We start from the raw sequence: 23,111 nt of genomic DNA, 5'->3' as shown, positions 1-23,111 counted from the left end.
ACCGCTTCCCTTTTTCGCGAAACCGAGGTCCGTATGCGCACTCTTCTGCTGTTCGGTCTGGCCGGGTTCCTCGCCCAGCTCGTCGACGGCTCACTGGGCATGGCGTTCGGCGTCACCGCCACCACCACCCTGGTGGCGGCGGGCACCGTGCCCGCGGTCGCGTCGGCGGCCGTGCACCTGGCGGAGGTGGGCACGTCCCTGGCGTCCGGGGTGGCGCACTGGCGGTTCCGCAACATCGACTGGCGCACCGTTGGCATCCTGGCGCTGCCCGGCGCGGTCGGCGCCGTCCTCGGCGCGTACGTGCTGACCTCGCTGTCCACCGAGTCGGCTTCGGTCTGGATCACCACGATCCTGCTCGTGCTCGGCCTCTACGTGCTGATCCGGTTCGCGTTCCTGAAACTCGGCAGGCTCATCACCAGCACGCGACCCGGCGCCCGTTTCCTCGCGCCGCTCGGCCTGGTCGCGGGGTTCGTCGACGCCAGCGGCGGCGGTGGCTGGGGCCCGGTGGCCACGACGACCCTGCTGTCGTCGGGCAGGCTCGAGCCGCGCAAGGTGGTCGGTTCGGTCGACACCTCGGAGTTCATCGTGGCGCTGGCCGCGAGCATCGGCTTCCTGGTCAGCCTCTCCAGCGAGGAGCAGCTAAACTACACGGTGGTGGCCGGCCTGATGATCGGCGGCGTGCTGGCCGCGCCGGTCGCCGCGTGGCTGGTGCGCAGGCTGCCCCCGCGGGTGCTCGGCGCGGGCGCCGGCGGGCTGATCGTGTTCACCAACGCGCGGACGCTGCTGACCTCCGCGGGGGTCGCGCCCGGCCTCACGGCGGCCGTGCTCACCGCGGTCGGGGTGCTCTGGGCGGCGGGCCTGACGGCCGCCATCCGGTCGGTGCGCGAGGAGAAGCGGATCAACGCCCTCGCCGGGGAGGACGACGGCGAGCCCGAGCGGGTCGCCTCGTCGTGACCCTCGTCCCCCGGGCACACCATGGCCCGCGGGCACCGGCGGACCAGCCGGCGCCCGCGGGTCATGGGCCCGCGTCGGCTACCGCGCCGCCAGTCCCCGTTCGACGGCGGCGATGATCTCCGGGCGCAGGTCGGCGGGTGCGATCACCGCGTCGACCGAGCCGACCCGCACGGCGCGCTGGATGCTGTGCACGCCGTCGAACTCGGCGGCCACCTCGCCCACCTTCTCGGCGCGCACGCTCGCGCGCACGTCGGCGAGGCGGGTGCTCAACGCGGCCCGCTCCGCGCCGCTCGCCTCCGCCAGCCGCTCCTGCAGCTCACGGACCCGCTCGTCGTTGTCGGTGCGGGCGTTGACGTCCCCGGCGAACACGACCGCCGCGGCGGGCGCGCCACCGATGACCGAGGCGAACGAGCCGTCGACGGCCAGCACGGTCATGTTCGGGTTCAGCGCCTTGGAGAACACCACGAACGCGCCGCCGTGGTAGCGGGAGATCACGCAGAACACGATCGGGCCGGTGAAGTTGACGATCGCCCTGCCGATCTCCGCACCGTACTCCAGCTGGAGCTTGCGCATCGACTCCGGCGAGCCGTCGAAGCCGGACAGGTTCGCCAGCACCACCAGCGGCCGGTTGCCGCTCGCGGCGTTGATGGCACGCGCCACCTTCTTCGACGAGCGCGGGAACAGCGTGCCCGCGGTGTAGGTGTCCGGGCCGTCGGTCGGCGGGAAGCCGCGCCGCGGCACCGACCGCGACTCGATGCCCACCAGGCACACCGGCCAGCCACCGAGGTGCACGTCCTGGACCACGGCCGTCTCGGCGTCGGCCATGCCCGCCCAGCGCTCCAGCACCGGGTGGTCCTGGTCGGCGACGGCACGCATCACCGTGCGGATGTCGAAGGCCTTCTTGCGGTCGGGGTTGGCCTCGCGCGAGAAGATCTCGCCGACCGTGGTGAAGTCGCTGCCCACCACGTTGTGCGGGAAGCCGGATACGTCGCGGTCGACGGGGTCGGTCGTCTGCGCGCGGCGCGGGCGCTGCTCGCCGGGCACCACGTAGCTGTGGTCGTAGTGCGCCATGAGCACGTCCCGCGCACCGGCCAGGTCCGGCGCCCAGTACTGCGCCTGCCCGTTGGGGCCCATGACCCGGTCGTAGCCGCCGATGCCGAAGTTGTCCTCGGCCGACACCCCGCCGGAGAAGTCCAGTGACTGCTTGCCGGTGAGCACCATCGACGAGTCCGGCGTCATCACCAGGATGCCCTTGGTGTGCATCAGCATCGTCGCCTCGGCGTTCCAGTACGGCTGGGCGCCGACGTTGATCCCGGCCACCACGATGTTGATCTCGCCGCCGTCCTGGGTGAAGTGGACGATGCGCTTGAGCGCGGCGGCGACCCAGTCCATGTTCTCGGTGCCGGAGTCCATCGCGATCCGCGCGCCCGCCGACAGGGCGAACCACTCCACCGGCACGCGCAGGCGCTCGGCGAGGTCGAGCGCGGCGATCACCCGCGCGCACTCGGGTTCGGACAGCGCACCCAGCGCCTTCGTCGGGTCGCCGAGCAGCACCACCCGGGTGACACCCTCCGGGTGCCGCGGCGTCGGGGTGCGCACCACCCCGGCGACGATGCCGGCCTTGTTCCGGCCCTTCGGCCGCTCGACCGGCACGAGCGCCCCGGTGTCGTCGAGGTCGTGCTCGGTGAACTCGCCACCGCGTCCGGCGAGCAGCCCGACCAGCTCGTAGGGGTACACGGTGCCGCGGCGGCGGGCACGCAGCACCTTCTGGCCGTAGTCGTCCAGCGGCTGGATCAGCTCGGTCGGCGGCTCGTCGATCGTCAGGCGCATCCCGGAGCCCGCGTGGTAGGAGATGCGCACGGCGATGTCGGTGAGCTCGCCGGTCTCCGGGTCGCGCTGGCGGCCGAGGAACAGCACCTCCTCCAGCCCCGCTCCCGCGGTGGTGGGCACGACGCGCCGCGCGATGGCCTTGAGCTCGTCGAGGGTCAGCTCGCTCGGCGGCCACACGTACAGCAGGATCCGGTTGGTGTCGAAGCGCTTCTTGGCCGGGCGGCGCGCCTGCACGGTGCGGATGGCGTCGAGGCAGGCGTCCAGGGTGCCCTCGACCGCGGGCAGGGCCAGCACGCGGCCCTCCGAGTCGCGCAGCGGCGTCAGGTCCCGCACCTGGGCCATGGCGACGAGCCGCTCGTCGGAGGGGTTGCGCGGCGCGACACAGCGAAACAGGTAGACCTCCTCGTCGGCCGACGGCAGCCGCGTGAGGTCGAAGTTCTGCCACCGGCGCAGTTCCAGCCGCTGCGCGATCAGCGGGTGCAGGCCGCGGATCAGCCGCTCCTCGGCGAGTCCCGTCGACGAGGGGCGGAACGTGAAGTGGTGGTGCATCGCGGCGCCGCTGCGGCCCGCGACCGTCGTGGTCACGCGCCGGACCCTGCCGGGAAGCGGCACGCCCGCCAGCACCTCGCGCAGTGCCGAGGCCATCGCGTCGGCGTCGCCGGGCTGCTCGTCCCAGGTCAGGTAGACGTCGGCCACCAGCACGGCCGGGGCCTGCGCGTCGGCGGCCACCTCGGCGACCGCGTGCAGCGCGGCGGTCAGCTCGGTGAAGTCGCCCGCGGTGGCGACCAGCCGCAGCCGCTCGCCCTCCAGCTCGTACTCGCCGGTGAAGCACGCGCGGCCCGCGACCCTGCGCCCGGCGGCGTTCTCCAGCCCGCGGCTGCGGTAGTAGCGGCGGCTCAGCACCTCCAGCAGCGGGCCGAGGTCGGCGCCGGGCCTGCCGATCCGCTGCCCGAGCACCCGCACCAGCGGCTCGGGGCTGGCGACCATCTCCGCGATGCGCTCGTCGCGGTCGGCCGCGTCCGGGTGCTCGTCCAGGTACCGCAGGTGGGCGCGCACCCTGGCGTAGATCTCGGCCCGGTTGCGGCGCAGCATGGGCTGGGCGAACCAGCGGAACACCGCGCTGCGCGCCAGGTCGCCGACCGCGGGAAAGCGCAGCTGGGTGGCGACGATGAGGTGCTCCAGCAGCTGGCCCACCGCCTCGCGCACGGAGTTGGCCGGCGCGGGCTCGGTGAGCCACTGCTGCAGCAGCGCGGTGACGATGCCGACGTCGGAGGCGGCCCGCTGGTGGGCGAGGAAGATGCGGAACACCGCCTCGTCCAGCTCCGGTCCGCGCTCCAGGTCCTCGACGCCGTAGTGGCCGAGCGCCCGCGCGAGCCGCTGCTGGAAGGTCTCCGACAGCCCGGCGCGCTCCACGTCGAGGCTCTGCAGGTAGGTGTGGAAGTACTCCCGCGGGCTGTGCACGCGGGTCTCGGCCTTGGTCTCCTCCCCCGCGGGCCGGTTGCGGACCAGCTCCGAGAGGTCGGCGAAGGTGCGCAGCAGCTCGGCCTCCTCCTCGACCGGCCGGTGCCCCGCGGCGACGAGCTCGGCGCGGGCGGCGAGGTAGTCGGCCAGCACGCGGCCCTCGTCGTGCGGGTCGATGTCGAAACCGAGCAGCCTGCCGCGCAGCTCGGCCAGGCAGCGCCGCGCCCTGCGCTCGGCGGTGAGCCCGGCGGGCTCGGCGGGCAGGGCGAGGTCCACGCCACTCGCCGCGGCCGCGGGCGCCGCCGCGGCGGCGTCGTCGGCCAGCGGTTCGAGACGCAGCAGCGGCGCGCCGGTCTCCACCTGGCTGCCGACGGAGACACCCCGCTCGCGCAGCGTCGCGCGGAACGGCGCGCGCAGCACGGTCTCCATCTTCATGCTCTCCAGCACCAGCACGGGCGCGCCCGCCTCGACCTCGTCGCCGATCTCCACCGGCGTGGCGACCACCAGCGCGGGCGCGGGCGAGCGCACCACGCCACCCTCGTCGCGGCTGATGCGGTGCGCGACCCCGTCGACCTCGACCAGGTGGATCGGGCCGTAGGTCCCGGTGACGAGCCGGAACCGGCTGCCGTTGACGACGATCTGGCCCGAGCGCGTGTCGTAGCGCTGCAGCTCGACGTCCACCGGCCGCAGCTCGCCCGCGTCGGTGATGCCGATGCGGAAGCGCTGCGGCCCGGTCCGCGCGACGGTGACCCGGAAGGTGGTGCCGCGCAGCTTCAGGTCGATGGGGCGCCCGCCCTCGTGCTGGACCTGCGGGCGGCCACCGTAGGCGGTGGAGAACAGCCGCTGCCGCTCGGCGCGTTCCTCGTCCTCGTAGGCCTCGATCGCGGCGGCCGCCAGCGCGATGCCGGAGTGGCGGGTGCTGGCCAGCCTCCCCTCGGCGCGCACGCGGTCGATCCAGCCGGTGTCGGCGCTGGCCTCGATGACCTCGGGCGCGTCGAGCAGGTCGAGCAGGAAGCTCTTGTTGGTGCTGCCGCCCTCGATGAGCACGGTCGTCTCGGTGACGGCGCGGCGCAGGCGGGCCAGTGCCTCGTCGCGGTCGCGGCCGTAGGCGATGATCTTGGCGATCATCGAGTCGAAGTCGGCGGGGATGACGTCGCCCTCGCTGACCCCGGTGTCGACCCGGATGCCCGGCCCGGCGGGCAGCTTCAGCAGGGCGATGCGGCCGGGCGCGGGGGCGAAGTCGCGGTCGGGGTCCTCCGCGTTGAGCCGCGCCTCCACGGCGTGGCCGAGCTCGCCGGGGATCTCGCCCTCCAGCGTGCCGCCCGCCGCGACGTGCAGCTGCGCCCGCACCAGGTCGACGCCGGTGGTGGCCTCGGTGATCGGGTGCTCCACCTGCAGGCGGGTGTTGACCTCCAGGAAGGCGAACAGCTTCTCGCCGGGGTGGTACAGGAACTCCACCGTCGCCGCGCCGCGGTAGCCGACGGCGACGGCCAGCCGCTCGGCGGAGGCCTTCAGCTCCCTGGTCTGCTCCGGGCTCAGCAGCGGCGACGCCGACTCCTCGATGACCTTCTGGTTGCGCCGCTGCACCGAGCAGTCGCGCACGCCCAGCGCCCACGCGGTGCCCTGGCCGTCGGCGATCACCTGCACCTCGACGTGCCGGGCACCGGTGACCAGCCGCTCCAGGAACACCACGCCGCTGCCGAAGGCGCGTGCGGCCTCGGCGCTGGTGCGCTCGAAGGCGTCGCGCAGCTCGTCCTCGCCGGTGACCACCCGGATGCCGCGCCCGCCGCCGCCCGCGGTGGCCTTGAGCATGAGCGGGTAGCCGATGTCGGCGGCCGCGGCCAGCGCGGCGTCGACGGTCTCGACCGCTCCCCTGCTCCACGGCGCCACCGGGACGCCGACCTCCTCGGCGATGAGCTTGGCGCCGATCTTGTCCCCGAGCTTGCGCATCGCCTCGGCGCTCGGGCCGATGAACGTGACGCCCAGCTTCTCGCACAGCTCGGCGAACGCGGGGTCCTCCGCGACGAATCCCCAGCCGACCCACGCGGCGTCGGCGCCGGTCTCCACCAAGGCGCGCTCGAGCACCTCCAGATCGAGGTACGGGCGCGCGGACGCCGGGCCGAGCAGGTAGGCGTGGTCGGCCTCCCGGACGAACGTCGCCGTGCGGTCGGCGTCGGTGTAGAGGGCGATGGTCTCCACCCGCGGTCCACCACCGGCGTTGTGGTCCCGCACGGCATGGATCAGCCGCATGGCGGCCTCACCGCGGTTCACGATCGCGACACGACTGAACAAAACCGACAACCTCACCAATCCACACGACGACAGACGAAAGGCGACGCCCGGGTCGCGGACCGCCGCCTGCACCATGCCCTACCCTGCTCGTTACCGGCCGGTCGGGTAATGCGGGGACCCGCCACGCACCGGGTCGAGAGTTTGTAGGGTGTCGCCAAAAGCGCGGCGCCGGACACGCAGCGGCACGATCGCCGTCACGTGCCCGGCACCGGCAGCTGCGGGGCGGTCGGGCGACGAGAGGGGACGGGCATCGTGGCGGGACCACTGGCGGGACTGCGGGTCGTCGAGCTGGCCGGGATCGGGCCCGGCCCGCACGCCGCGATGGTGCTGGCCGACCTGGGCGCCGACGTGGTGCGCGTCGAGCGGCCCTCCGGCGGGCTCGACCTGGCGGGCGGCAGACCCGACCAGCTGCTGCGCGGCCGCCGCTCCGTCGCCGCCGACCTGAAGACCGCGGAGGGCAGGGAGCTCGTGCTGCGGCTCGCGGGCGGGGCGGACGTGCTGCTGGAGGGTTTCCGCCCCGGGGTGGCCGAGCGGATGGGTGTGGGGCCCGCCGACTGTCACGCGCGCAACCCGCGCCTGGTGTACGGCCGGGTGACCGGCTGGGGCCAGGACGGCCCGCTGGCCGAGCGGGCCGGTCACGACATCAACTACCTCGGGCTGACCGGCGCCCTGCACGCCATCGGCAGGCCGGGCGAGCCGCCGGTGCCGCCGCTGAACCTGGTCGGCGACTTCGGCGGCGGCTCGATGTTCCTCGTCGCGGGGGTGCTGGCCGCGTTGTGGGAGCGGGAACGCTCCGGCGAGGGCCAGGTCGTGGACGCCGCGATGGTCGACGGCGCCAGCGTGCTGCTGCAGATGGTGTGGGCCATGCGCGGCTACGGCGGATGGAGCGACGAGCGCGGCGCCAACCTGCTCGACGGCGCGGCCCCGTTCTACGACACCTACGTGTGCGCCGACGGCCGCTGGGTCGCGGTCGGGGCACTGGAGGCCCGGTTCTACGCGCAGCTGCTGGACGGCCTCGGTCTCGACGCCGCGGAGCTGCCCGCCCAGCTGGACCGCGCGGGCTGGCCGCGGCTGCGCGCGGCGTTCAGCCAAGCGTTTCTGACCCGCACGCGCGACGAGTGGACCGAGGTGTTCGGCGGCACCGACGCGTGTGTCACCCCCGTGCTGTCGCTCGAGGAGGTCGCCGAGCACCCGCACATCGCCGCGCGGCAGACGCTGCTGGAGGTCGACGGGGTGCTGCAGGCGGCCCCGGCGCCGCGGTTCTCCCGCACCGCCGTCGCCACCCCGGCGCCGCCCGCGAAACCGGGCGGCGACACCGGCGCGGTGCTGCGCGACTGGCAGGTCTGACAGGCCGCGCCCGCAGGGCTCACACGCGCGCGGCCAGCCAGCGGTGCAGCGTCATCGCCAGCTCGACGGGCGCGTCGTACTGGATGAGGTGGCCCGCACCCTCGATGATCTCCAGGTGCGCTCCGGGGATGGCGCCGGCGAGCCGGTGCGCCCTGTCCACGGGGATCCACGTGTCCTCGGCACCCCAGACCACGGCCACCGGCAGGTCCAGCTCGCCGTAGCGGCCCTCGATCTCGTCGGTGTAGCGCTGGTCGGCCTCGGCGATCTGCCGGTAGAACGCGCGCTGCCCCTCGGGCGTCAGCCACGGCGCGGTGAGGGTGGCCAGCTGCCCTGCGGTGAGCCCGCGGTGGCTGGCCGTGCCGATGTAGGCCTCCAGCGCACCCTGGTGCACTGTGGACGGTTGCGCGGTGAACACGTCCGCGTGCTGCGCCACGAGCCGGAAGAACTCCGAGCCCCACGGCGCCAGCGCCACCACGTCGACCAGGGCCAGCGAGGCGTAGCGGGCACCGTGCAGCAGGTGCGCGCGCAGCGACACGGCACCGCCGTAGTCGTGGGCGATCACGTGCGGCTGCGCGAGCTCCCAGTGGGCGAGCAGGCCGGCGAACACCTCGCCCTGGGTGCCGAGGTCCACGGCGTGCCCGGGCTCCTTCGAGGACCGGCCGTAGCCGGGCATGTCCCACACGTACACCGTGAACTCGCGGCTCAGCGCCCTGGCGAACGGTGCCCACAGCTGCGCCGACCAGGGGGTGCCGTGACACAGCACCACCGCGGGTCCCGTACCGAACCTATCCCACGCCACCGTGCGGTCCCGCCACCCGAACGTCTGCGACAGCTCCACGTCCACCCCCGTGCTCATGATCGCCGACCGCGAGCATACGGAAAGCGCAACCGGGTGTCCCACCTGGCAGGATGGCACCATGGCCGACGAACGCGAACGGACCGTGACGCACATCCCGAAGCAGCGCATCAGGGCCATGGCGGTCCTCACCGTGCTGGCGCTCGCGCTGTTCGCGGTGATGCTGGTGGCCTTCGAGCCCGATGCCATCATGTGGTTTCTCGCCGCGCTGATGCTGGCCTCCGCCGCCGCGTTCTGGATCTCCTACTTCCTCGCCCGCCGCAGGGCACGCTGACGCCCCGCCCGGGCCACGACCTGCTTGCGGGCCGACCTGCAAAACGGGCGGCGAAGGCCGCCTGGCTCGCGATACGGTGCACCCGATGTCAGCGACCAGACAGTTCCAAGTCACCTTCGACTGCGCAGAACCCGAACGCCTCGCTCGTTTCTGGTGCGAGGTGCTGGGCTACGTCATCCCGCCGCCACCGGCCGGCTTCGCCTCCTGGGATGACTTCCAGCAGGCACAACCTCCTGAGGAGCGCGACTCCTGGTTCGCCTGCGTTGATCCCTCAGGGGTGGGCCCGCGGCTGTACTTCCAGCGTGTTCCCGAGGGCAAGGCCGCCAAGAACCGGGTCCACCTCGACGTGCGGGTCGGCACCGGGCTCGTGGGTGAGGAGCGCCTCGCCGCGCTCGAGGCCGAATGCGCGCGGCTGGTGCCGCTCGGCGCGGTCCACGTGCGGACGTTGTACGACGGCACCGACTCCTGCATCCCCATGCAGGACATCGAGGGCAACGAGTTCTGTATCGACTGAGCGCCCAGGGTGGCCGGACCGGTCGGGGCACTCGACGGTGGCGTCGTGGCGGAGTCAGGAGGCGACGGCCAGCCGCGCGCGCCGGTGCAGCGCCACGGAGAAACCGTCCACAGCGGACCGCAATGGGGCCTCCGCCTCCGGATCCAGTGACACACCGTGCCCGGTGACGCGGATGTGCCGGTCCAGCAGGAAATGGCCGGACGTCACATGCTCCGCGCCCAGGGACTGCAACACCGGGCGCAGCGCGTAGTCGATGGCGAGCACGTGGGCGAGGCTGCCGCCGGTGGCCAGCGGCAACACGATCTTGCCGTCGAAGGCGTACTGCGGGAGCAGGTCGAGCAAGGACTTCAGCAGTCCGCTGTAGGCCGCCTTGTAGACGGGTGAGGCCACGATGATGCCGTCGGACGCGCCGACGGCGCCGGCGACGGCGGCGATGTCGGGATGCGCGGTGTCGGCCGACAACAGCGGGCCGGGCGGCAGCTCGCGCACCGGGGTGAGGGCCACCCGGTGGGCCTGCGCCCGAAGGCGGCCGACGAGATGGGTCAGCACGGCCTCCGTGCGGATGGTGGGTGAGGGACTGCCGGACAGGGCGAGTATGCGGGGCATGGGAGCTCCTCGGGGTGCGCCGGATGCGTTCGGGACCTCCGCCGGGTGACGGTCGGCGGTATCGGCCGCCAACGATCCCCCCGCACCGGCGGATCCGGCAACACGGTCCACGCCCCGGGCGGCGATCGCCGCGCCGGCGTCCACTTCGGAACGCCGGGAAAGAAGTGCCTCAGGCGCCGAGCACGGACAGCGGGTGGTCGTAGAGCTGGGTGAGCAGACCGGTGCACGCGGCCATCGCCTGCACGTCAGGGCCGAACCGTGTGACCTCCACGATGCCCGTGCCGGGCAGCGCGGTCGTCTCGGCGAAGCTGCGCAGCAGCTCCTCCAGGTAGCCGGGGGCGTCCGTGATGGCCTGCCCGCCGAGCACGACCAGCTCCGGATTCACCACGTCGCGGACGAGCCCGACCGCCCGCCCCAGTGCCCGCGCCCGCTCGGCGAGGATCCGGTCGGCCTCCGGGTCACCGGCCTCGGCCGCGCCGCGCAGCAGACCCATGTCCGCGGTGCCGATCACGCCCGCCCGCATGGCGCGGCCGAGCACGGCGCTCTCGGCGACGGTCGCCTCCAGGCAGCCGGTGCGGCCGCAGGTGCAGGCGACGTCGGTGCCCACCGGCAGGTGGGCGATGCTGCCCGACTGCCCCGGCCCCCGGTGCAGCCTGCCGTGGGTGGCGACGGCGACGCCCACCATCTCGCGCGCGTAGAAGTACAGCGAGCTCGCGGCGCGCCCGGACGCGCCGAACAGCAACTCGGCGGCGGCCATGGCGGGCACGTGCCCGTCGAGGTACACCGGCAGGCCGGTGACCTGCTCCAGGACGGTGCGCGCCGCGACACCACGCCAGGCGAGCCGTTCGTGGTCCAGCAGCCCGCGCTCGGCGTCGACCTGGCCACCGATGGCGAACCCCACGCCGATGATGCGGCGCTGCGGCCAGCGCGCCAGAAACGCCGTGACCTCCCCGGCGATGTGCCGCAGCACCTTCTCCGGCGCTCCTGGCGGGGTCGCGATGCGCTCGCTGCCGAGCAGGCTGCCCCGCAGGTTGGTCAGTCCGTACGTCGTGGTGGTGATGCCGACGTGCACGCCGCAGGCGGCGATGAGGTCGTCGTGGAGGTCGACCGGGACGGTGGGCCTTCCGACGGCCCTGGTCTCGGCCTGCCCCGCCACCTCACACAGCAGGCCGAGGTCGATCAGGGCCGCGACCTGGCGGCTCACGGTCGGCATGCTCAGGCCGGTGTGCCGGGCGATCGCCGCCCGGGACAGCGGGCCACCGACGCGGACGGCGCCCAGCACGGCCGCCGCGTTCGCCTCGCGGACCCCGCCCGCACCGGGCACGTCGCGCACGACGGCAGGCAGCTTCTTCCCCACGGCACGGACCCCACTTTCGGCTCGGTCGGCTGCCTCATGATGCCAACCGGGCAGCGCCCCGCGCGCAGGCCACCCGCCGGAGGTGACGCGGCGACCGTGTTGTTCAGCGCGCCAGGACGCGCGGCCCGCCCGGGGTGGGGCACGATGTCCGCTTCTGTCCTGTTTCTACTGTGGACGGGCGGGCAGGATCCGCCCGCGCACCTCGCCGAAGCCGATCCGGCCACCGTCGGCGCCAGGGGCGGTCGCGGAGATGCAGACCTCGTCGCCGTCCTGCAGGAACGTGCGCTGCTCGCCCTTCACCGTCACCGGCTCCCTGCCGCCCCACGTCAGCTCGATGAACGCGCCGCGCTGGTGCTTCTCGGGGCCGGAGATCGTGCCCGAGGCGTAGAGGTCCCCGGTGCGGCACGTGGCGCCGTTGACGGTCAGGTGCGCGAGCATCTGCGCGGGCGACCAGTACATCTCCCGGTACGGCGGGCGCGCGACCTCCTCGCCGTTCCACTCCACGGACAGGTCGATGTCCAGGCCCCACGGCTCGGTCTCGGCCAGGTAGGGCAGCGGCCGCGGGTGCTGGTCGGGCGTCGGCACGCGTGCCGCCTCCAGCGCGAGCAGCGGCACCACCCACGGCGAGACCGACGTCGCGAAACTCTTGCCGAGAAACGGCCCCAGCGGCACGTACTCCCAGGCCTGGATGTCGCGGGCCGACCAGTCGTTGACGAGCACGGCGCCGAACACGTGCTCGGCGAAGTCCGCGCAGGCCACCGGCGTGCCCAGCGGCGAGCCGGTGCCGACGACGAAGCCAAGCTCGGCCTCGATGTCGAGCCTGCGGCTCTCGCCGAACGTCGGGCTGTCCTCGTCGGGTGCCTTGCGCTGCCCGCAGGGGCGGACGATGTCGGTGCCCGACACCACGACCGTGCCGGCGCGGCCGTGGTAGCCCACGGGCAGGTGCTTCCAGTTCGGCATGAGCGGCGCGGCGTCGGGGCGGAACAGCCTGCCCAGGTTCGACGCATGGTGCTCGGAGGCGTAGAAGTCGACGTAGTCGGCGACCTCGAAGGGCAGGTGCAGGCGCACCGCGCTCAGCGGGTGGACGGCGGCGCCGGGCACGTCGCCGGAGACCAGCTCGGTGATCCGCTCCCGCACCTCGGCCCACCGTGCCCGGCCCTGGGCCAGGAACGCGTTGAGCGACGGCCGGGCGAACACGTCGTCGCCGAGCAGGGCGGCCAGGTCGACCACCGAGTCGCCGACCCGCACGCCCACCCTGGGCGGCGCGCCCGGCGGGGAGAACACGCCGTAGGGCAGGTTGGCCAGTCCGAACCCGGACCCGGCCGGAATGTCGATGGTGCTCATGCGTCAACCCCTTCCCCGCCGCAGCAGCGAGGCCGGGACCAGCCCGAGGTCCGCGAGCTCGCCGAGCGGCTCGGTGATGCTGCACGTTCCGAAGGACACGAACGCGGCGCGTGCCGCCGCGGTCCGCGATGCGCCGAGCTCCCGCACGCGGGCGGAGACGGACCCGGCGTCGCGCTCGGCGAGCACGGCGGCCAGCTCGGCCTCGTCGGCGCCGCCGAGCGCGGCGTCCGTGGCGAGCAGCAGGTTGAGAAATCCGTGCTGCTCGAACCCGGTCTCCGGGTCGGTGTTGCGGATCGCGTGGTGCAGCCCGGCGGTGGCCTTGAACGGCACGCCCGCCCGGACGGCCGCCGCGACCGCGGCGGCCAGCTCGGCCTCGTCCGGGTACAGCTCCGCGGTGACCCCGCCGGTGCGGAACTTGGCCGGGTGGCCGCGCTCGGCGCACGCGGCGAGGACGGCGGGCCGCCGCGCGTCGCGCGGCACCTCGACGAACACCGGCGCCTGCACCTCGACGCCGTCCAGCGCGGCGAAGAACTCCGGCACCCCCAGCTCCGGGGGCACGGCGACCTCGACGGCCCGCACCGCCACCGGCAGACCGCGGGCGGCGCTCAGCGCCGCGGCCGCCTGCTCCGGCCCGGACGGCGCGGTGACCGCGAGCTCCAGCGGCTCCCCGGAATCCAGCAGCCCACCCAGTTCCCGCAGTGCGGGCGCGGCCAGCACCAGCGGGCCGACCGCGCCGGCGTAGGCCGCCGCGCGGTGGGCCCGGTGCGCGGGCACCGCGTCGGCCAGCGGCAGCAGCCCCGGGGGGAACACGGCCGCGTCGTCGCACAGCTGCCTGGCGAAGGCGGGCACTGCGCTCACGCCCGCGGCCCCCGCCCGGCCCACGTCCACGCGTAGCCGCTGTCCTCGCAGGCAAGGCCGCCCTCCCCCAGCTCGAGCGGGCGGAAGGTGTCGACCATGACCGCGAGCTCGTCGAAGAACTCGGCGCCGATGCTGCGCTCGTACGCGCCGGGCTGCGGGCCGTGCGCGTAGCCGCCGGGGTGCACCGAGACCGAGCCCTGCCCGATGCCGGAGCCCTTGCGGGCCTCGTAGTCGCCGCCGCAGTAGAACATGACCTCGTCGGAGTCCACATTGGAGTGGTAGTAGGGCACGGGGATGGACAGCGGGTGGTAGTCCACCTTGCGGGGCACGAAGTTGCACACCACGAAGTTGTGGCCCTCGAAGACCTGGTGCGCCGGCGGCGGCTGGTGCACGCGGCCGGTGATCGGCTCGAAGTCGTGGATGCTGAACGTGTACGGGTACAGGCAGCCGTCCCAGCCGACCACGTCGAAGGGATGGGCCGGGTACACCATGCGCGTGCCGACGACCGTTCCGCCCGCGCGGTGCTTGACGAGCACCTCGACGTCGGTGCCCTCGCGCAGCAGCGGCTCGGTGGGCCCGTGCAGGTCACGCTCGCAGTAGGGCGCGTGCTCGAGCAGCTGGCCGTAGCGCGACAGGTAGCGCTTGGGCGGCGCGACGTGGCTGTTGGCCTCGATGGCGTAGGCGCGCAGCGGCCCCTCCCCGTGCGGAAGCCAGCGGTGCGTGGTCGAGGTCGGGATGACGACGTAGTCGCCCTGCCCGGCCTCCAGGGTTCCGAACACGGTCTCCACGGTGGCCTGGCCGGACTCGATGTAGACGATCTCGTCGCCGACGGCGTTGCGGTACAACGGCGAGTCCTGGGTGGACACGACGTAGGAGATGCGGACGTCGCCGTTGCCGAGCACGAGCCTGCGCCCGGTGACCACGTCGGTCTCGGCCCAGGCCTCTTTGGCGAACAACTCGTGCAGCCTGAGATGCCGGGGCTTGAGCGGGTGGTTGGCGGTGGTGGCCTGGTCGGGCAGCTCCCACACCTGAGAGTCGACGATCGCCGAGGGCAGCCCGCGGTGGTACAGCAGGGACGAGTCGGAGGAGAAGCCCTCCTCGCCCATCAGCTCCTCGTAGTAGAGCCCGCCTTCGTCGTTGCGATGCTGCGTGTGGCGCTTCGGGGGCACGGTGCCGACCTGGCGGTAGTACGCCATGACTGCCTCCTTGCTGTCTGGTCGAGGGCCGCGGGCAGGCCTGCCTCATATAGTTAATACATTTACTAACTCTGTCAAGAGCCGGCGCGGCTCAGTTCCGCCCCCGCACGTCGAACTGGTCGCGGTTGGTGACGAGCTTGTCGAGCAGCATCACGAGAATGCGCTGCTCGGCCTCGGTGAGCACGGTCGCCCACTCGTACTCGCGCTCGTTCTGCTCGGCGAAGAGCTCGACCATCTCCTGCCTGCCCCGCTCGGTGAGCGAGAGGAGCACCGAGCGGCCGTCCCGCTCGGCGGGCATGCGCTCGAGCAGGCCGTCGGCGACCTGGGTCTTGGCGAGGTTGGACACCGCCGCCCTGCTCATCCCGGTGAGCTCGGCGGCCTTCTTGGCCTCCAGCGGCCCGGCGAGCCAGGTGACGAACAGCAGCCGGAAGCCCGACCAGGACCGCCCCCGGGGCCGGTGCACGGACGCCTCGAGGTCGTAGGTGACGATGTTGGCCGCCCGGTTCAGCGTGAGCAGCAGTTCGGTGGCGAGCTGGTGCCGGAAGCCGTACTCGTCGGCAAGCCTGCGCTTGGCGAGGTCGACGAAAGACCAGAAGTCGAGCTCGGCGGCGTCCCCGCTGTCCTCGTCCGCGGCCATGCACCCCTCCCGCACCGGCCAAGTTAGTAAATATGTGAACTAACTCTAGCCGAGTGTGGCCCGGTAGTCGTTGACCGACTCGGTGACGCCGCGCAGGGTCCGCCGCAGCTCGTCCAGCTGCCGCTCGTCCAGGCCCATGGCCTCGCCCACGACGCCGGGCAGCGGGACGGCCTTCGCGCGCAGCGCGCGGCCCGCGGGTGCGACCGTGACCCGCACCGAGCGCTCGTCGTCGGCCCGCCGCCGCCGCTCGACCAGTTCCAGCTTCTCCAGCCGCTTGAGCAGGGGCGACAGCGTTCCGGAGTCCAGGTGCAGCAGCCGCCCCAGCTCGTTGACGGCCAGCTCGTCGTGCTCCCACAACGCCAGCATCACCAGGTACTGCGGATACGTCAGCCCCAGGTCGTCGAGCAGCGGCCGGTAGAGCGCGGTGACCGCACGCGTGGCCGCGTAGAGCGCGAAGCACACCTGGTCGTCCAGCCGGGGCCCGGCCTCCTGTGCCGCCATCGCGCGCCTCCTGTCCGTCCACCGCCGGCGATCAACACGCCATCGTCGCCGGGGGCCGTCCCCGGCGCAAGACGAAGTGAGCTATCCCATGTTAGGCAATTAAATTGTGCACAATATGGTTGTGTGCGATGTACCGGTCGCCGTCAACCCGAACCCAGGCCCGGCCGGACCGCAACCGACAAGGAGATCGCCATGACCGCCAACCCGCACAACCTGGCCCTCGAGCCCGCCGCCCTGTCCTTCGCCGAGGCCACCGAGGCGCCGCCGTACCTCTACCAGCTGCCCATCGAGGAGGGCCGCGCCGCGGTCGACGAGGTGCAGGCGGGCGAGATCGCCGCGCCCGAGACCGACGTCGAGGACCTCATCATCCCGGGTGGCCCGACCGGGGAGGTCAGACTCCGCATCGTCCGGCCCCGCGGCGCCACCGGCCCGCTTCCGGTGATCGTCTACCTGCACGGCGCGGGCTGGGTCTTCGGCAACGCGCACACCCACGGCAGGCTCGTCGCCGAACTGGCCGCGGGCGCGAACGCCGCCGTCGTCTTCCCCGAGTACGACCGCTCACCCGAAGCCCAGTACCCGGTGCCCGTGGAACAGAACTACACGGCGGCCGTGTGGGTCGCCGAGCACGGCGCCGAGCACGGGCTCGACCCGCGGCGGATCGCCATCGCGGGCGACTCGGCGGGCGGCAACATGGCCGCCGCGGTGACCCTGCTCGCCACACGGCGCGGCACGGTGAGCTTCCGCCACCAGGTGCTGTTCTACCCGGTCACCGACCTGCGCATGGACAGCGAGTCCTACCGCCGGTTCGGCGAGGGCTACTTCCTGCGCGCCGAAGGGATGGTCTGGTTCCTCGACCAGTACATCCCCGACCACGCCCAGCGGACCGAGAGCACGGCCTCACCACTGCTGGCGAGCCTGGACGAGCTGCGCGACCTGCCGCCGGCACTGGTGATCACCGCCGAGGCCGACGTGCTGCGTGACGAGGGCGAGGCCTATGCGGCGCGGCTGCGCGAGGCCGGGGTGCCCGTGGTGGCCGTGCGCTACACCGGGGTCATCCACGACTTCGTGATGCTCAACGCGCTGCGGGAGACCCACGCCGCCGCAGCGGCGATCGCGCAGGCCGCCGCCACGCTCAAGGAGGCGCTGCACGCCTGAGCCGCCGGCGTCCCCGACGGTGGCCGCCCGGCGAGGTCGCGCCGGGCGGCCACCCGCGCGAGTCACTCCCCCGCGGTGCCCTCCGGCCACCGCACGTGCTCGGTGTAGCCGGGGTTCTTGCGCACGTAGGAGCCGATGAACGGGCACACCGGCACGATCACCCGGCCACGGCCGACCGCCTCGTCGAGCGCCCCGGCCGCGAGCACCTTGCCCAGGCCCTGCCCGGCGAAGGCGTCGTCGATCTCGGTGTGCCGGAAGACCGTGCGCCCGTCACTGTCGGCGTACTCGCTGAAGCCGGCGACCGCGTCGCCGACCCAGAGCTCGTAACGGGCCAGCTCCTCGTTGCGCACCACCCGCGCCTGCCCGGTCTCGTCCGTCATACGCACCTCCTCGCCCGCCAGCCTAGTGCCGGGCGAGAGGCAACGCGGTCCGGCGGCGCACCAGGGCACCGTCGGTGCACGCTGCGTACTGAGGGTGCCCGTGGGCTCGCCGCCGCCCGGCGCGGTGTGCGAGGGCGCCGTGGCTCACCCGCCTTTCGTCTACAGCGGACTCACCGGAGCTGGCCCGCCCGCGAGACCACCCTGTCGATGAAGCCGTAGTCGAGCGCCTCCTCGGCCGAGAACCACCGGTCGCGGTCGGCGTCGGCGGTGATGCGCTCCACCGGCTGCCCGGTGTGCGCCGCGATCAGCTCGGCCATCTCGCGCTTGCTGTGCCGCAGCATCGCCGCCTGGCTGGCGATGTCGGACTCCGTGCCACCCACGCCTCCGGTGGGCTGGTGCATCATGACCTGGCAGTGCGGCAGCGCGTACCGCTTGCCAGCAGCGCCCGCCGACAGCAGGAACTGCCCCATCGACGCCGCCAGCCCGAGCCCGTACGTGGCGACGTCGCAGGCGACGAGTTCCATCGTGTCGAAGATCGCCATGCCCGCCGAGATGGACCCGCCCGGCGAGTTGATGTACAGCGCGATGTCGGCGTGCGGATCGTCGGCGGCCAGCAGCAGCATCTGGGCCGTGAGGCGGTTGGCGATGTCGTCGGTCACCTCCTGCCCCAGCACGAGGATCCGTTGCGCCATGAGCCGTTCGGACACCGAGTCCGTCAGTGTCACCCCGGACGGGGTGGTTGCCTGTGCCGTCTGCGCCATCTGCCGCCCTTTCTCGCCGGTCGATCTCCCGGCGACGCTAGGGCAACGACGGCAGTGTCCACAGTGCTCACGGCCCGGCTTCGCCACCGGCGAAATCGCGTCCTGGGGTTTTCGCCACCGGCGAAAGGCCCGAGCACGACCGGCGCGGGTCAGCCCGCGCGCCAGTGCCGCACCACGTCGTCGGCGTCGACGAGCCCGAGCGGGATCCGCGGGCCGGTCCCGGTGCGCATCCACTCGGCGATCCGGCGGTTGAGGCCTGCGACGACGTCGCGGACCTCGCCCTCGGTGCGCAGGCCGCGCACCGCCTCCGGCAACCGCTCGACCTCCTTGCGCAGCCGCAGCGACGTCGGCAGCAAGGCCTCGGTGGAGACGCCCTCGCGGCGCACGAAGTCGCGCAGCCACTCGTTCTCCTCGACCCGGCCGCCGGCACCCGGCAGCGGTTTGCCCGCGCCCGGCAGGTTGTCGAACTCGCCCCGCTCCTGCGCCTCGCGAATCTGCTTGTCCACCCAGGACTCGAAACTGACACCGGGTGGTTTGCGCTCCGTCATGGCAGCTCCCGTCTCACCGCGACCCGTCCCGCTGATATGATACATGTGTACCATGAAGGAGGTGCCGTGCCGAAGACGGTCGACCACACCGAGCGGCGCGCCGGGATCGCCGACGCGCTGGTCCGCGTCGCCGCCCGCGACGGCCTGCACGCGGTGACCCTGCGCGCCGTCGCCGCGGAGGCCGGGGTGTCCCTGCGCCTGGTGCAGTACTACTTCGAGACCAAGGCGCAGTTGCTGCACGGCACGCTGCTCCTGCTGGAGGAGCGCAGCCGGACGCGATGGGCCGCACGGCTGGCGGCGCTGCCCCGGCCGGTGCCCGCCCGCGCCTACGTCGAGGCGTTCCTCGCCGAGGCCCTGCCCACCGACGAGCGGAGCCGCGCCTTCCACCTGGTCTGGACGTCCTACGCGGTGCTGGCCATGACCGATCCGGAACTGGCCGGGCAACCGTTCGTCGCGGGGCCCGCCCGCCTGGAGCGGGAGCTGACCGGCGTGCTGCGCCACGCCAGGGCGAGCGGCGAGCTGGCCGCCGACCGCGACCCGGCCACCGAGGCGGCCCGGCTGCTGGCCGTCAACCACGGGCTCGGCACGAGCGTGCTCGTCGGGCAGCGCGGCCCCGACGACGCCATGGAGGTGCTGCGCTACCACGTCGGCAGGCTCTTCGACGGCTGACCTCACCTCACTCGTACTCGCCGGTCTCCTTCTCCTCGCGTTCCTGTTCGGCCAGGCGCTCCCGCCGTTCGCGCTCGCGCCTGCTGTAGGTCGCCTGCCGGACCGCGTCGGCGGACTCCAGACTGGACCCGAGCGCGCCCGCGACCGTGCCCATCGAGCTGGCCAGCCACGCCAGCTGCAGGTAGTCGCCGAAGCCGACCGGGTGACCCAGGGTCTGCTCGAAGTACGGCGGCGTGATCACCGCCAGCGCCGCCAGGGTGGTCGCCGTGAACAGCACCGCGTACATGCAGGCGACGCCGAGCAACACGGTCGTGATCGTCGCCGCGTTGTACAGCGCCGCCCTGGCCCTGGCCTCGGTGCCCAGCGGCCGCTCCCACAGTCCGTTGTAGCCGGTCACCCACGTGACCATCGCCGTGGCGGCCAGCAGGTTGACCAGCGCCAGCCGCCAGCCGCTGAGCGCGTCGGCCATGGTCCAGATGCTGTTGAAGAACACGCCGAAGGCGCCCGTCGCCACGGCCGCGGCGAACGCGCTGGACAGCTGGGGCACCAGCCGCCACGGCCGGTTGTCGCGCACCATGCCGAACAGCAGCCGCAGGCGCCCGCGCACGCCCACCAGCGCCAGCGAGGCGTCGATGTCGGCGTCGGGATTGTCCAGCCACCGCGCGGGCGCGAAGAGGCCGCGCGCCGTGCCCCGTGGCCGCCCGCCGCCGCGCTCGCGCAGCTCCGCCACGAGACGGACCAGGGTGTCGCACAGGTGCGGGCGGAGGCGGATCGCGCCCACCGCGGGCAGCGATGCCAGCGCGATCCCGTGCCGGGTGCTCACCTCCGCGACCACCGGCCGGAACTCCACCCGCCTCGGCAGGTCGGTCACGCAGAGCAGCAGATCCCAGCCGTGCTTGGCCCGCATGCGCTGGGCGATCCGCGCGAGTGGCACCTCGCCGTCGTCGTCCAGCGTCATCGGCTCCTGCCGGTGGTCGACGTGCCAGGCGATGCCGCCGCCGACCCGCTCGGTGAGCTCCCCCGGCAGCTCGCCGGCGAGTGTGCCCGCCACCTCGGTGGGCAGCCCGGGATCGGTGAGCAGGCCGACGCGGACGGTGCTGGTCGTGGTGTCCTCGTTGCCGGTCACCCGGCCCGGCTACCCGCTCGGCCGCATCTCATGCCCGATCCCATCTGGCCGAACCTCCCGGGCTCTCGGACACACGTGCGGCCGCACGGCCGCGGTTCACCGCCATCTCGGTGATCTCGTGAGGCCATTCAGGCGAGCGCCGTGGCGTCCCGCCTGCCTCGATATGTTGACGTGCGACTGCCGGCAGGCCGGAGGGCCACGTCAGGAGACGAGGAGAGCTGATCGTGGAAGGCGCCACCGCATGCGTTACGACGTCACGTTGCACAACACGCCCCGCCGCACCGCGCTGGCCCGGCGGGGCAAGACGTGGCTGGAGACCCTCGACGAGACGATCCGCACGCTGACCGCGTCGCTCTACCCGCGGGCCGAACGGCACCGGCTCATCCCCTCCGGCCCACCCGAGGTGGCGTATCTGAGCGCGTTCGCGCCCGACGTGCCGCTGCTGATCGAGGCGAGGCTGCCGGTCGCCGGCGCCGAGCGGCTGCGGCCCGGCCACCAGGCGCCGCTCGTGACGCTGCCGCCGCGCCGCTGCGCCAGTACCGTGCACCACGGCGCCTACGACGGGATCGGTGCGGCGTACCGGGCGCTGGAGGAGTGGGTGGTCGAACACCGGCAGCGGCCGGTGGGACCGCCGACGGAGACCTACCTCGTCGGCCCCGGTGAGACGGACCGGGTCGCCGAGTACCGCACCGAGATCAGCATCCCGGTGGCGGGCTGACCCGCGAGTCCTGCGCTCAGGCCCGCGAGTCCTGCGTTCAGGCCCGCGAGTTCTGCGGTCAGCCCGCGGCGTGGTCAGCGCGGGAGCCCGCCAGCCGCGCGAGCAGGTCGCGGCTGGCGCCGGTCACCGCGGGCGGCACGCCCAGCTCGGTGAGCATGTCGGCGGCCGCGGCCATCTCGGCCTGCCGGCGCACGGCGTGCCGGTGCGTCCCGCCCACCAGGCGGTCCACCGTGGAGGAGTCGGCGGCGCTCAGCTCGGTGACGATGTTGTCCCGCAGCCATTCCTCGCAGCCCGCCGCCCTGCCTGCCTCGAGCGCCTCCACCACCGCGGCGGCGAGCCCCTTGAAGAAGACGCTGCGCAGCAGCTTGCGGCTCGCCGCCAGCCCGGCGGGGCCGTCGAGCACGCCCACCGACGCGCCGAGTGGCTCCAGCAGTGCCGCCACGCGTGCCGCGTCCGGGCCGCTGGCCAGCATCGGCACCCGCAGGCCCCGGCCCGGCACGGGTGCCATGATCGCGACGTCGACGCAGGTGGTGCCGTGCTCGGCGGCGATCCGGTCGAGCTCCCGTTTCACCCCGGGCGAGGCCGTGTTCAGATCCGCCCACAGCGCGCCCGCACCGAGGCCGCCGATCCCGGCCCGCAGGGCGCCGACCGCCGCCGAGGCACTGTTGACGCTGAGCACGAGGTCCGCTCCCGCGGCGGCGTCGGCCTCGCCCGCCGTGGCGGCGACACCCTCGCCTGCGGGCACCGCGGGGTCGTAGCCGCGCACCACCGCCCCGGCGGCGACGAGGTCGCCGGCGATCGCGCCGCCCGCCTCGCCCAGCCCCAGCACCGCGATGGTCGGCGCGTCCTCGCGCATTTCCGGCTCCTCTCGTTCGCACCGATACACTAGCTAACAAAATTGGCGACAATAGTTCAACCTGCGATCCGGGAGACGAGGGTGACCGAGGGCGAGACGGCGCGGCCCGTGCAGGGCAAGCCGGTGGTGGACGCGATCCGGGACGCGATCGTGCGCGGTGAGTTCGTGCCCAACCAGCGGCTCGTGGAGGCGGACCTGTCCGCGCGCTTCGCCGCGAGCAGGGCGGCCGTGCGCTCGGCGCTGCTCGAACTGACCAACGAGGGCCTGGTCGAGCGGGTGCAGAACCGCGGCGCCCGGGTCCGTGCCGTGTCGCTGGCCGAGGCCGTCGAGATCAGCGAGGTGCGCATGATGCTGGAGGGCCTCTGCGCGGCCAAGGCGGCCGAACGGGTGACGGCGACGGAGATCGGGGAGCTCACGGCCATCGGCACGCACATGCGCGCGGCGGTGTCCAGCGGCGACGTGCTCGGCTACTCCCGGCTCAACCAGACCCTGCACCGCCGGATCCGGGAGATCAGCGGCCAGGAGACGGCCTCGCGCGTGCTGGAGCGGCTGCGCGCGCAGAGCGTGCGCCACCAGTTCAAGCTCGCCATGCACCCGGGCAGGCCTGCCGTGTCGCTGCCCGAGCACCTGGCCATCATCGAGGCGATCTGCGCCCACGACGCCGAGGCCGCCGAACAGGCCGCGCGTGCCCACCTGCGCAGCGTCATCGCCGCGTTGCGCGAGGTCGACAACGCCGAGGGCGGCGTGCGGCACCTCCCGTAACGAAACCCCAGCCGCGGCGGCCTCCGCTCGCGGCCGGCGTCGGATGGGTTGACGTCTGCGCCAAGATTGTTAACAATCTCGGCGTCGATAATGGCCGCAAAGGAGCGAC

At 73.3% G+C, this 23,111-nt stretch carries 22 protein-coding genes; 8 read left to right on the top strand and 14 right to left on the bottom strand.

The genetic code is table 11. The features are described 5' to 3' along the window. The first annotated feature begins 33 nt into the window (after positions 1–33). Positions 34–954, top strand: a complete 921-nt coding sequence (locus BAY60_RS21450) for a sulfite exporter TauE/SafE family protein (RefSeq protein WP_112282856.1) — start codon at positions 34–36, stop codon at positions 952–954. A 78-nt stretch (positions 955–1,032) separates the two neighbouring features. Here BAY60_RS21450 and BAY60_RS21445 read toward each other — a convergent pair whose 3' ends face one another. Continuing rightward, positions 1,033–6,537, bottom strand: coding sequence for an ATP-binding protein (locus BAY60_RS21445; protein ID WP_112282855.1), 5,505 nt, complete (start codon positions 6,535–6,537; stop codon positions 1,033–1,035). Between the two features lie 252 nt (positions 6,538–6,789). Here BAY60_RS21445 and BAY60_RS21440 point away from each other — a divergent pair, with 252 nt between their 5' ends. Then, the gene (locus tag BAY60_RS21440; protein ID WP_112282854.1) at positions 6,790–7,884 is read left to right on the top strand and encodes a CaiB/BaiF CoA transferase family protein; all 1,095 of its coding nucleotides are present in this window, start codon (positions 6,790–6,792) and stop codon (positions 7,882–7,884) included. Positions 7,885–7,903: 19 nt separating this feature from the next. Here the strand turns inward: BAY60_RS21440 and BAY60_RS21435 are convergent, their stop codons facing one another. After that, positions 7,904–8,740: an alpha/beta fold hydrolase gene (locus tag BAY60_RS21435; RefSeq protein ID WP_112282853.1), complete on the bottom strand. Its 837-nt coding sequence runs from the start codon at positions 8,738–8,740 to the stop codon at positions 7,904–7,906. A 61-nt stretch (positions 8,741–8,801) separates the two neighbouring features. Between BAY60_RS21435 and BAY60_RS21430 the strand changes: the two genes are divergently transcribed. Together BAY60_RS21430 and BAY60_RS21425 are read left to right on the top strand one after the other, a co-directional pair. After that, entirely contained in the window at positions 8,802–9,014 is a 213-nt protein-coding gene (locus BAY60_RS21430; protein WP_112282852.1) for a hypothetical protein, read from the top strand. An 85-nt stretch (positions 9,015–9,099) separates the two neighbouring features. Then, positions 9,100–9,528 carry a VOC family protein gene (locus BAY60_RS21425; RefSeq protein ID WP_112282851.1) on the top strand — a complete coding sequence of 143 codons (429 nt, stop codon included), beginning with the start codon at positions 9,100–9,102 and terminating at the stop codon, positions 9,526–9,528. 54 nt (positions 9,529–9,582) lie between these two features. On the opposite strand, the gene ssuE is transcribed toward BAY60_RS21425, so the two are convergent. From ssuE to BAY60_RS21390, 7 genes are all read right to left on the bottom strand, one after another. Then, on the bottom strand, positions 9,583–10,134 hold the full coding sequence (gene ssuE / locus BAY60_RS21420; RefSeq protein WP_112282850.1) for an NADPH-dependent FMN reductase: 552 nt from the start codon (positions 10,132–10,134) through the stop codon (positions 9,583–9,585). A gap of 169 nt (positions 10,135–10,303) precedes the next feature. Continuing rightward, positions 10,304–11,491 carry an ROK family transcriptional regulator gene (locus BAY60_RS21415; RefSeq protein WP_112282849.1) on the bottom strand — a complete coding sequence of 396 codons (1,188 nt, stop codon included), beginning with the start codon at positions 11,489–11,491 and terminating at the stop codon, positions 10,304–10,306. Between the two features lie 165 nt (positions 11,492–11,656). Further along, positions 11,657–12,835, bottom strand: a complete 1,179-nt coding sequence (gene fahA / locus BAY60_RS21410) for a fumarylacetoacetase (protein WP_112282848.1) — start codon at positions 12,833–12,835, stop codon at positions 11,657–11,659. Positions 12,836–12,838: 3 nt separating this feature from the next. Continuing rightward, positions 12,839–13,693 carry a hypothetical protein gene (locus BAY60_RS21405; RefSeq protein WP_211330414.1) on the bottom strand — a complete coding sequence of 285 codons (855 nt, stop codon included), beginning with the start codon at positions 13,691–13,693 and terminating at the stop codon, positions 12,839–12,841. Further along, a complete protein-coding gene (locus BAY60_RS21400) occupies positions 13,690–14,889 on the bottom strand; it encodes a homogentisate 1,2-dioxygenase (protein ID WP_112282846.1) in 1,200 nt (399 codons plus the stop codon). Before BAY60_RS21400 ends, BAY60_RS21405 begins: the two co-directional genes overlap by 4 nt. 91 nt (positions 14,890–14,980) lie before the next feature. Continuing rightward, positions 14,981–15,526 carry a MarR family winged helix-turn-helix transcriptional regulator gene (locus BAY60_RS21395; RefSeq protein ID WP_112282845.1) on the bottom strand — a complete coding sequence of 182 codons (546 nt, stop codon included), beginning with the start codon at positions 15,524–15,526 and terminating at the stop codon, positions 14,981–14,983. A 45-nt stretch (positions 15,527–15,571) separates the two neighbouring features. Then, positions 15,572–16,027: a MarR family winged helix-turn-helix transcriptional regulator gene (locus tag BAY60_RS21390; RefSeq protein ID WP_112282844.1), complete on the bottom strand. Its 456-nt coding sequence runs from the start codon at positions 16,025–16,027 to the stop codon at positions 15,572–15,574. A gap of 192 nt (positions 16,028–16,219) precedes the next feature. Here BAY60_RS21390 and BAY60_RS21385 point away from each other — a divergent pair, with 192 nt between their 5' ends. Next, the gene (locus tag BAY60_RS21385; protein WP_112282843.1) at positions 16,220–17,182 is read left to right on the top strand and encodes an alpha/beta hydrolase; all 963 of its coding nucleotides are present in this window, start codon (positions 16,220–16,222) and stop codon (positions 17,180–17,182) included. Between the two features lie 62 nt (positions 17,183–17,244). On the opposite strand, the gene BAY60_RS21380 is transcribed toward BAY60_RS21385, so the two are convergent. The 3 genes from BAY60_RS21380 to BAY60_RS21370 form a co-directional block, all read right to left on the bottom strand. Beyond that, on the bottom strand, positions 17,245–17,562 hold the full coding sequence (locus tag BAY60_RS21380; protein ID WP_112282842.1) for a GNAT family N-acetyltransferase: 318 nt from the start codon (positions 17,560–17,562) through the stop codon (positions 17,245–17,247). Between the two features lie 170 nt (positions 17,563–17,732). Beyond that, the gene (locus BAY60_RS21375; protein WP_112282841.1) at positions 17,733–18,323 is read right to left on the bottom strand and encodes a ClpP family protease; all 591 of its coding nucleotides are present in this window, start codon (positions 18,321–18,323) and stop codon (positions 17,733–17,735) included. Positions 18,324–18,472: 149 nt separating this feature from the next. Further along, entirely contained in the window at positions 18,473–18,871 is a 399-nt protein-coding gene (locus BAY60_RS21370; RefSeq protein WP_112282840.1) for a DnaJ family domain-containing protein, read from the bottom strand. A 66-nt stretch (positions 18,872–18,937) separates the two neighbouring features. Between BAY60_RS21370 and BAY60_RS21365 the strand changes: the two genes are divergently transcribed. Beyond that, entirely contained in the window at positions 18,938–19,540 is a 603-nt protein-coding gene (locus tag BAY60_RS21365) for a TetR/AcrR family transcriptional regulator (protein WP_112282839.1), read from the top strand. A 7-nt stretch (positions 19,541–19,547) separates the two neighbouring features. On the opposite strand, the gene BAY60_RS21360 is transcribed toward BAY60_RS21365, so the two are convergent. Next, on the bottom strand, positions 19,548–20,666 hold the full coding sequence (locus BAY60_RS21360) for a hypothetical protein (RefSeq protein WP_112282838.1): 1,119 nt from the start codon (positions 20,664–20,666) through the stop codon (positions 19,548–19,550). Between the two features lie 241 nt (positions 20,667–20,907). Between BAY60_RS21360 and BAY60_RS21355 the strand changes: the two genes are divergently transcribed. Then, a complete protein-coding gene (locus tag BAY60_RS21355; protein WP_170160500.1) occupies positions 20,908–21,384 on the top strand; it encodes a GyrI-like domain-containing protein in 477 nt (158 codons plus the stop codon). Between the two features lie 58 nt (positions 21,385–21,442). Here BAY60_RS21355 and BAY60_RS21350 read toward each other — a convergent pair whose 3' ends face one another. Continuing rightward, positions 21,443–22,240 carry an NAD(P)-dependent oxidoreductase gene (locus BAY60_RS21350; RefSeq protein ID WP_112282836.1) on the bottom strand — a complete coding sequence of 266 codons (798 nt, stop codon included), beginning with the start codon at positions 22,238–22,240 and terminating at the stop codon, positions 21,443–21,445. A gap of 81 nt (positions 22,241–22,321) precedes the next feature. Between BAY60_RS21350 and BAY60_RS21345 the strand changes: the two genes are divergently transcribed. Continuing rightward, positions 22,322–23,002 carry a GntR family transcriptional regulator gene (locus BAY60_RS21345; RefSeq protein WP_245992733.1) on the top strand — a complete coding sequence of 227 codons (681 nt, stop codon included), beginning with the start codon at positions 22,322–22,324 and terminating at the stop codon, positions 23,000–23,002. Positions 23,003–23,111 lie beyond the last annotated feature (109 nt).

The organism is Prauserella muralis (assembly GCF_003202285.1).
GTDB classification, from domain to species: Bacteria; Actinomycetota; Actinomycetes; order Mycobacteriales; family Pseudonocardiaceae; genus Prauserella_B; species Prauserella_B muralis.
Note: the sequence above shows the minus strand (reverse complement) of the source record. Positions and strands in the feature narration are given on the sequence as shown.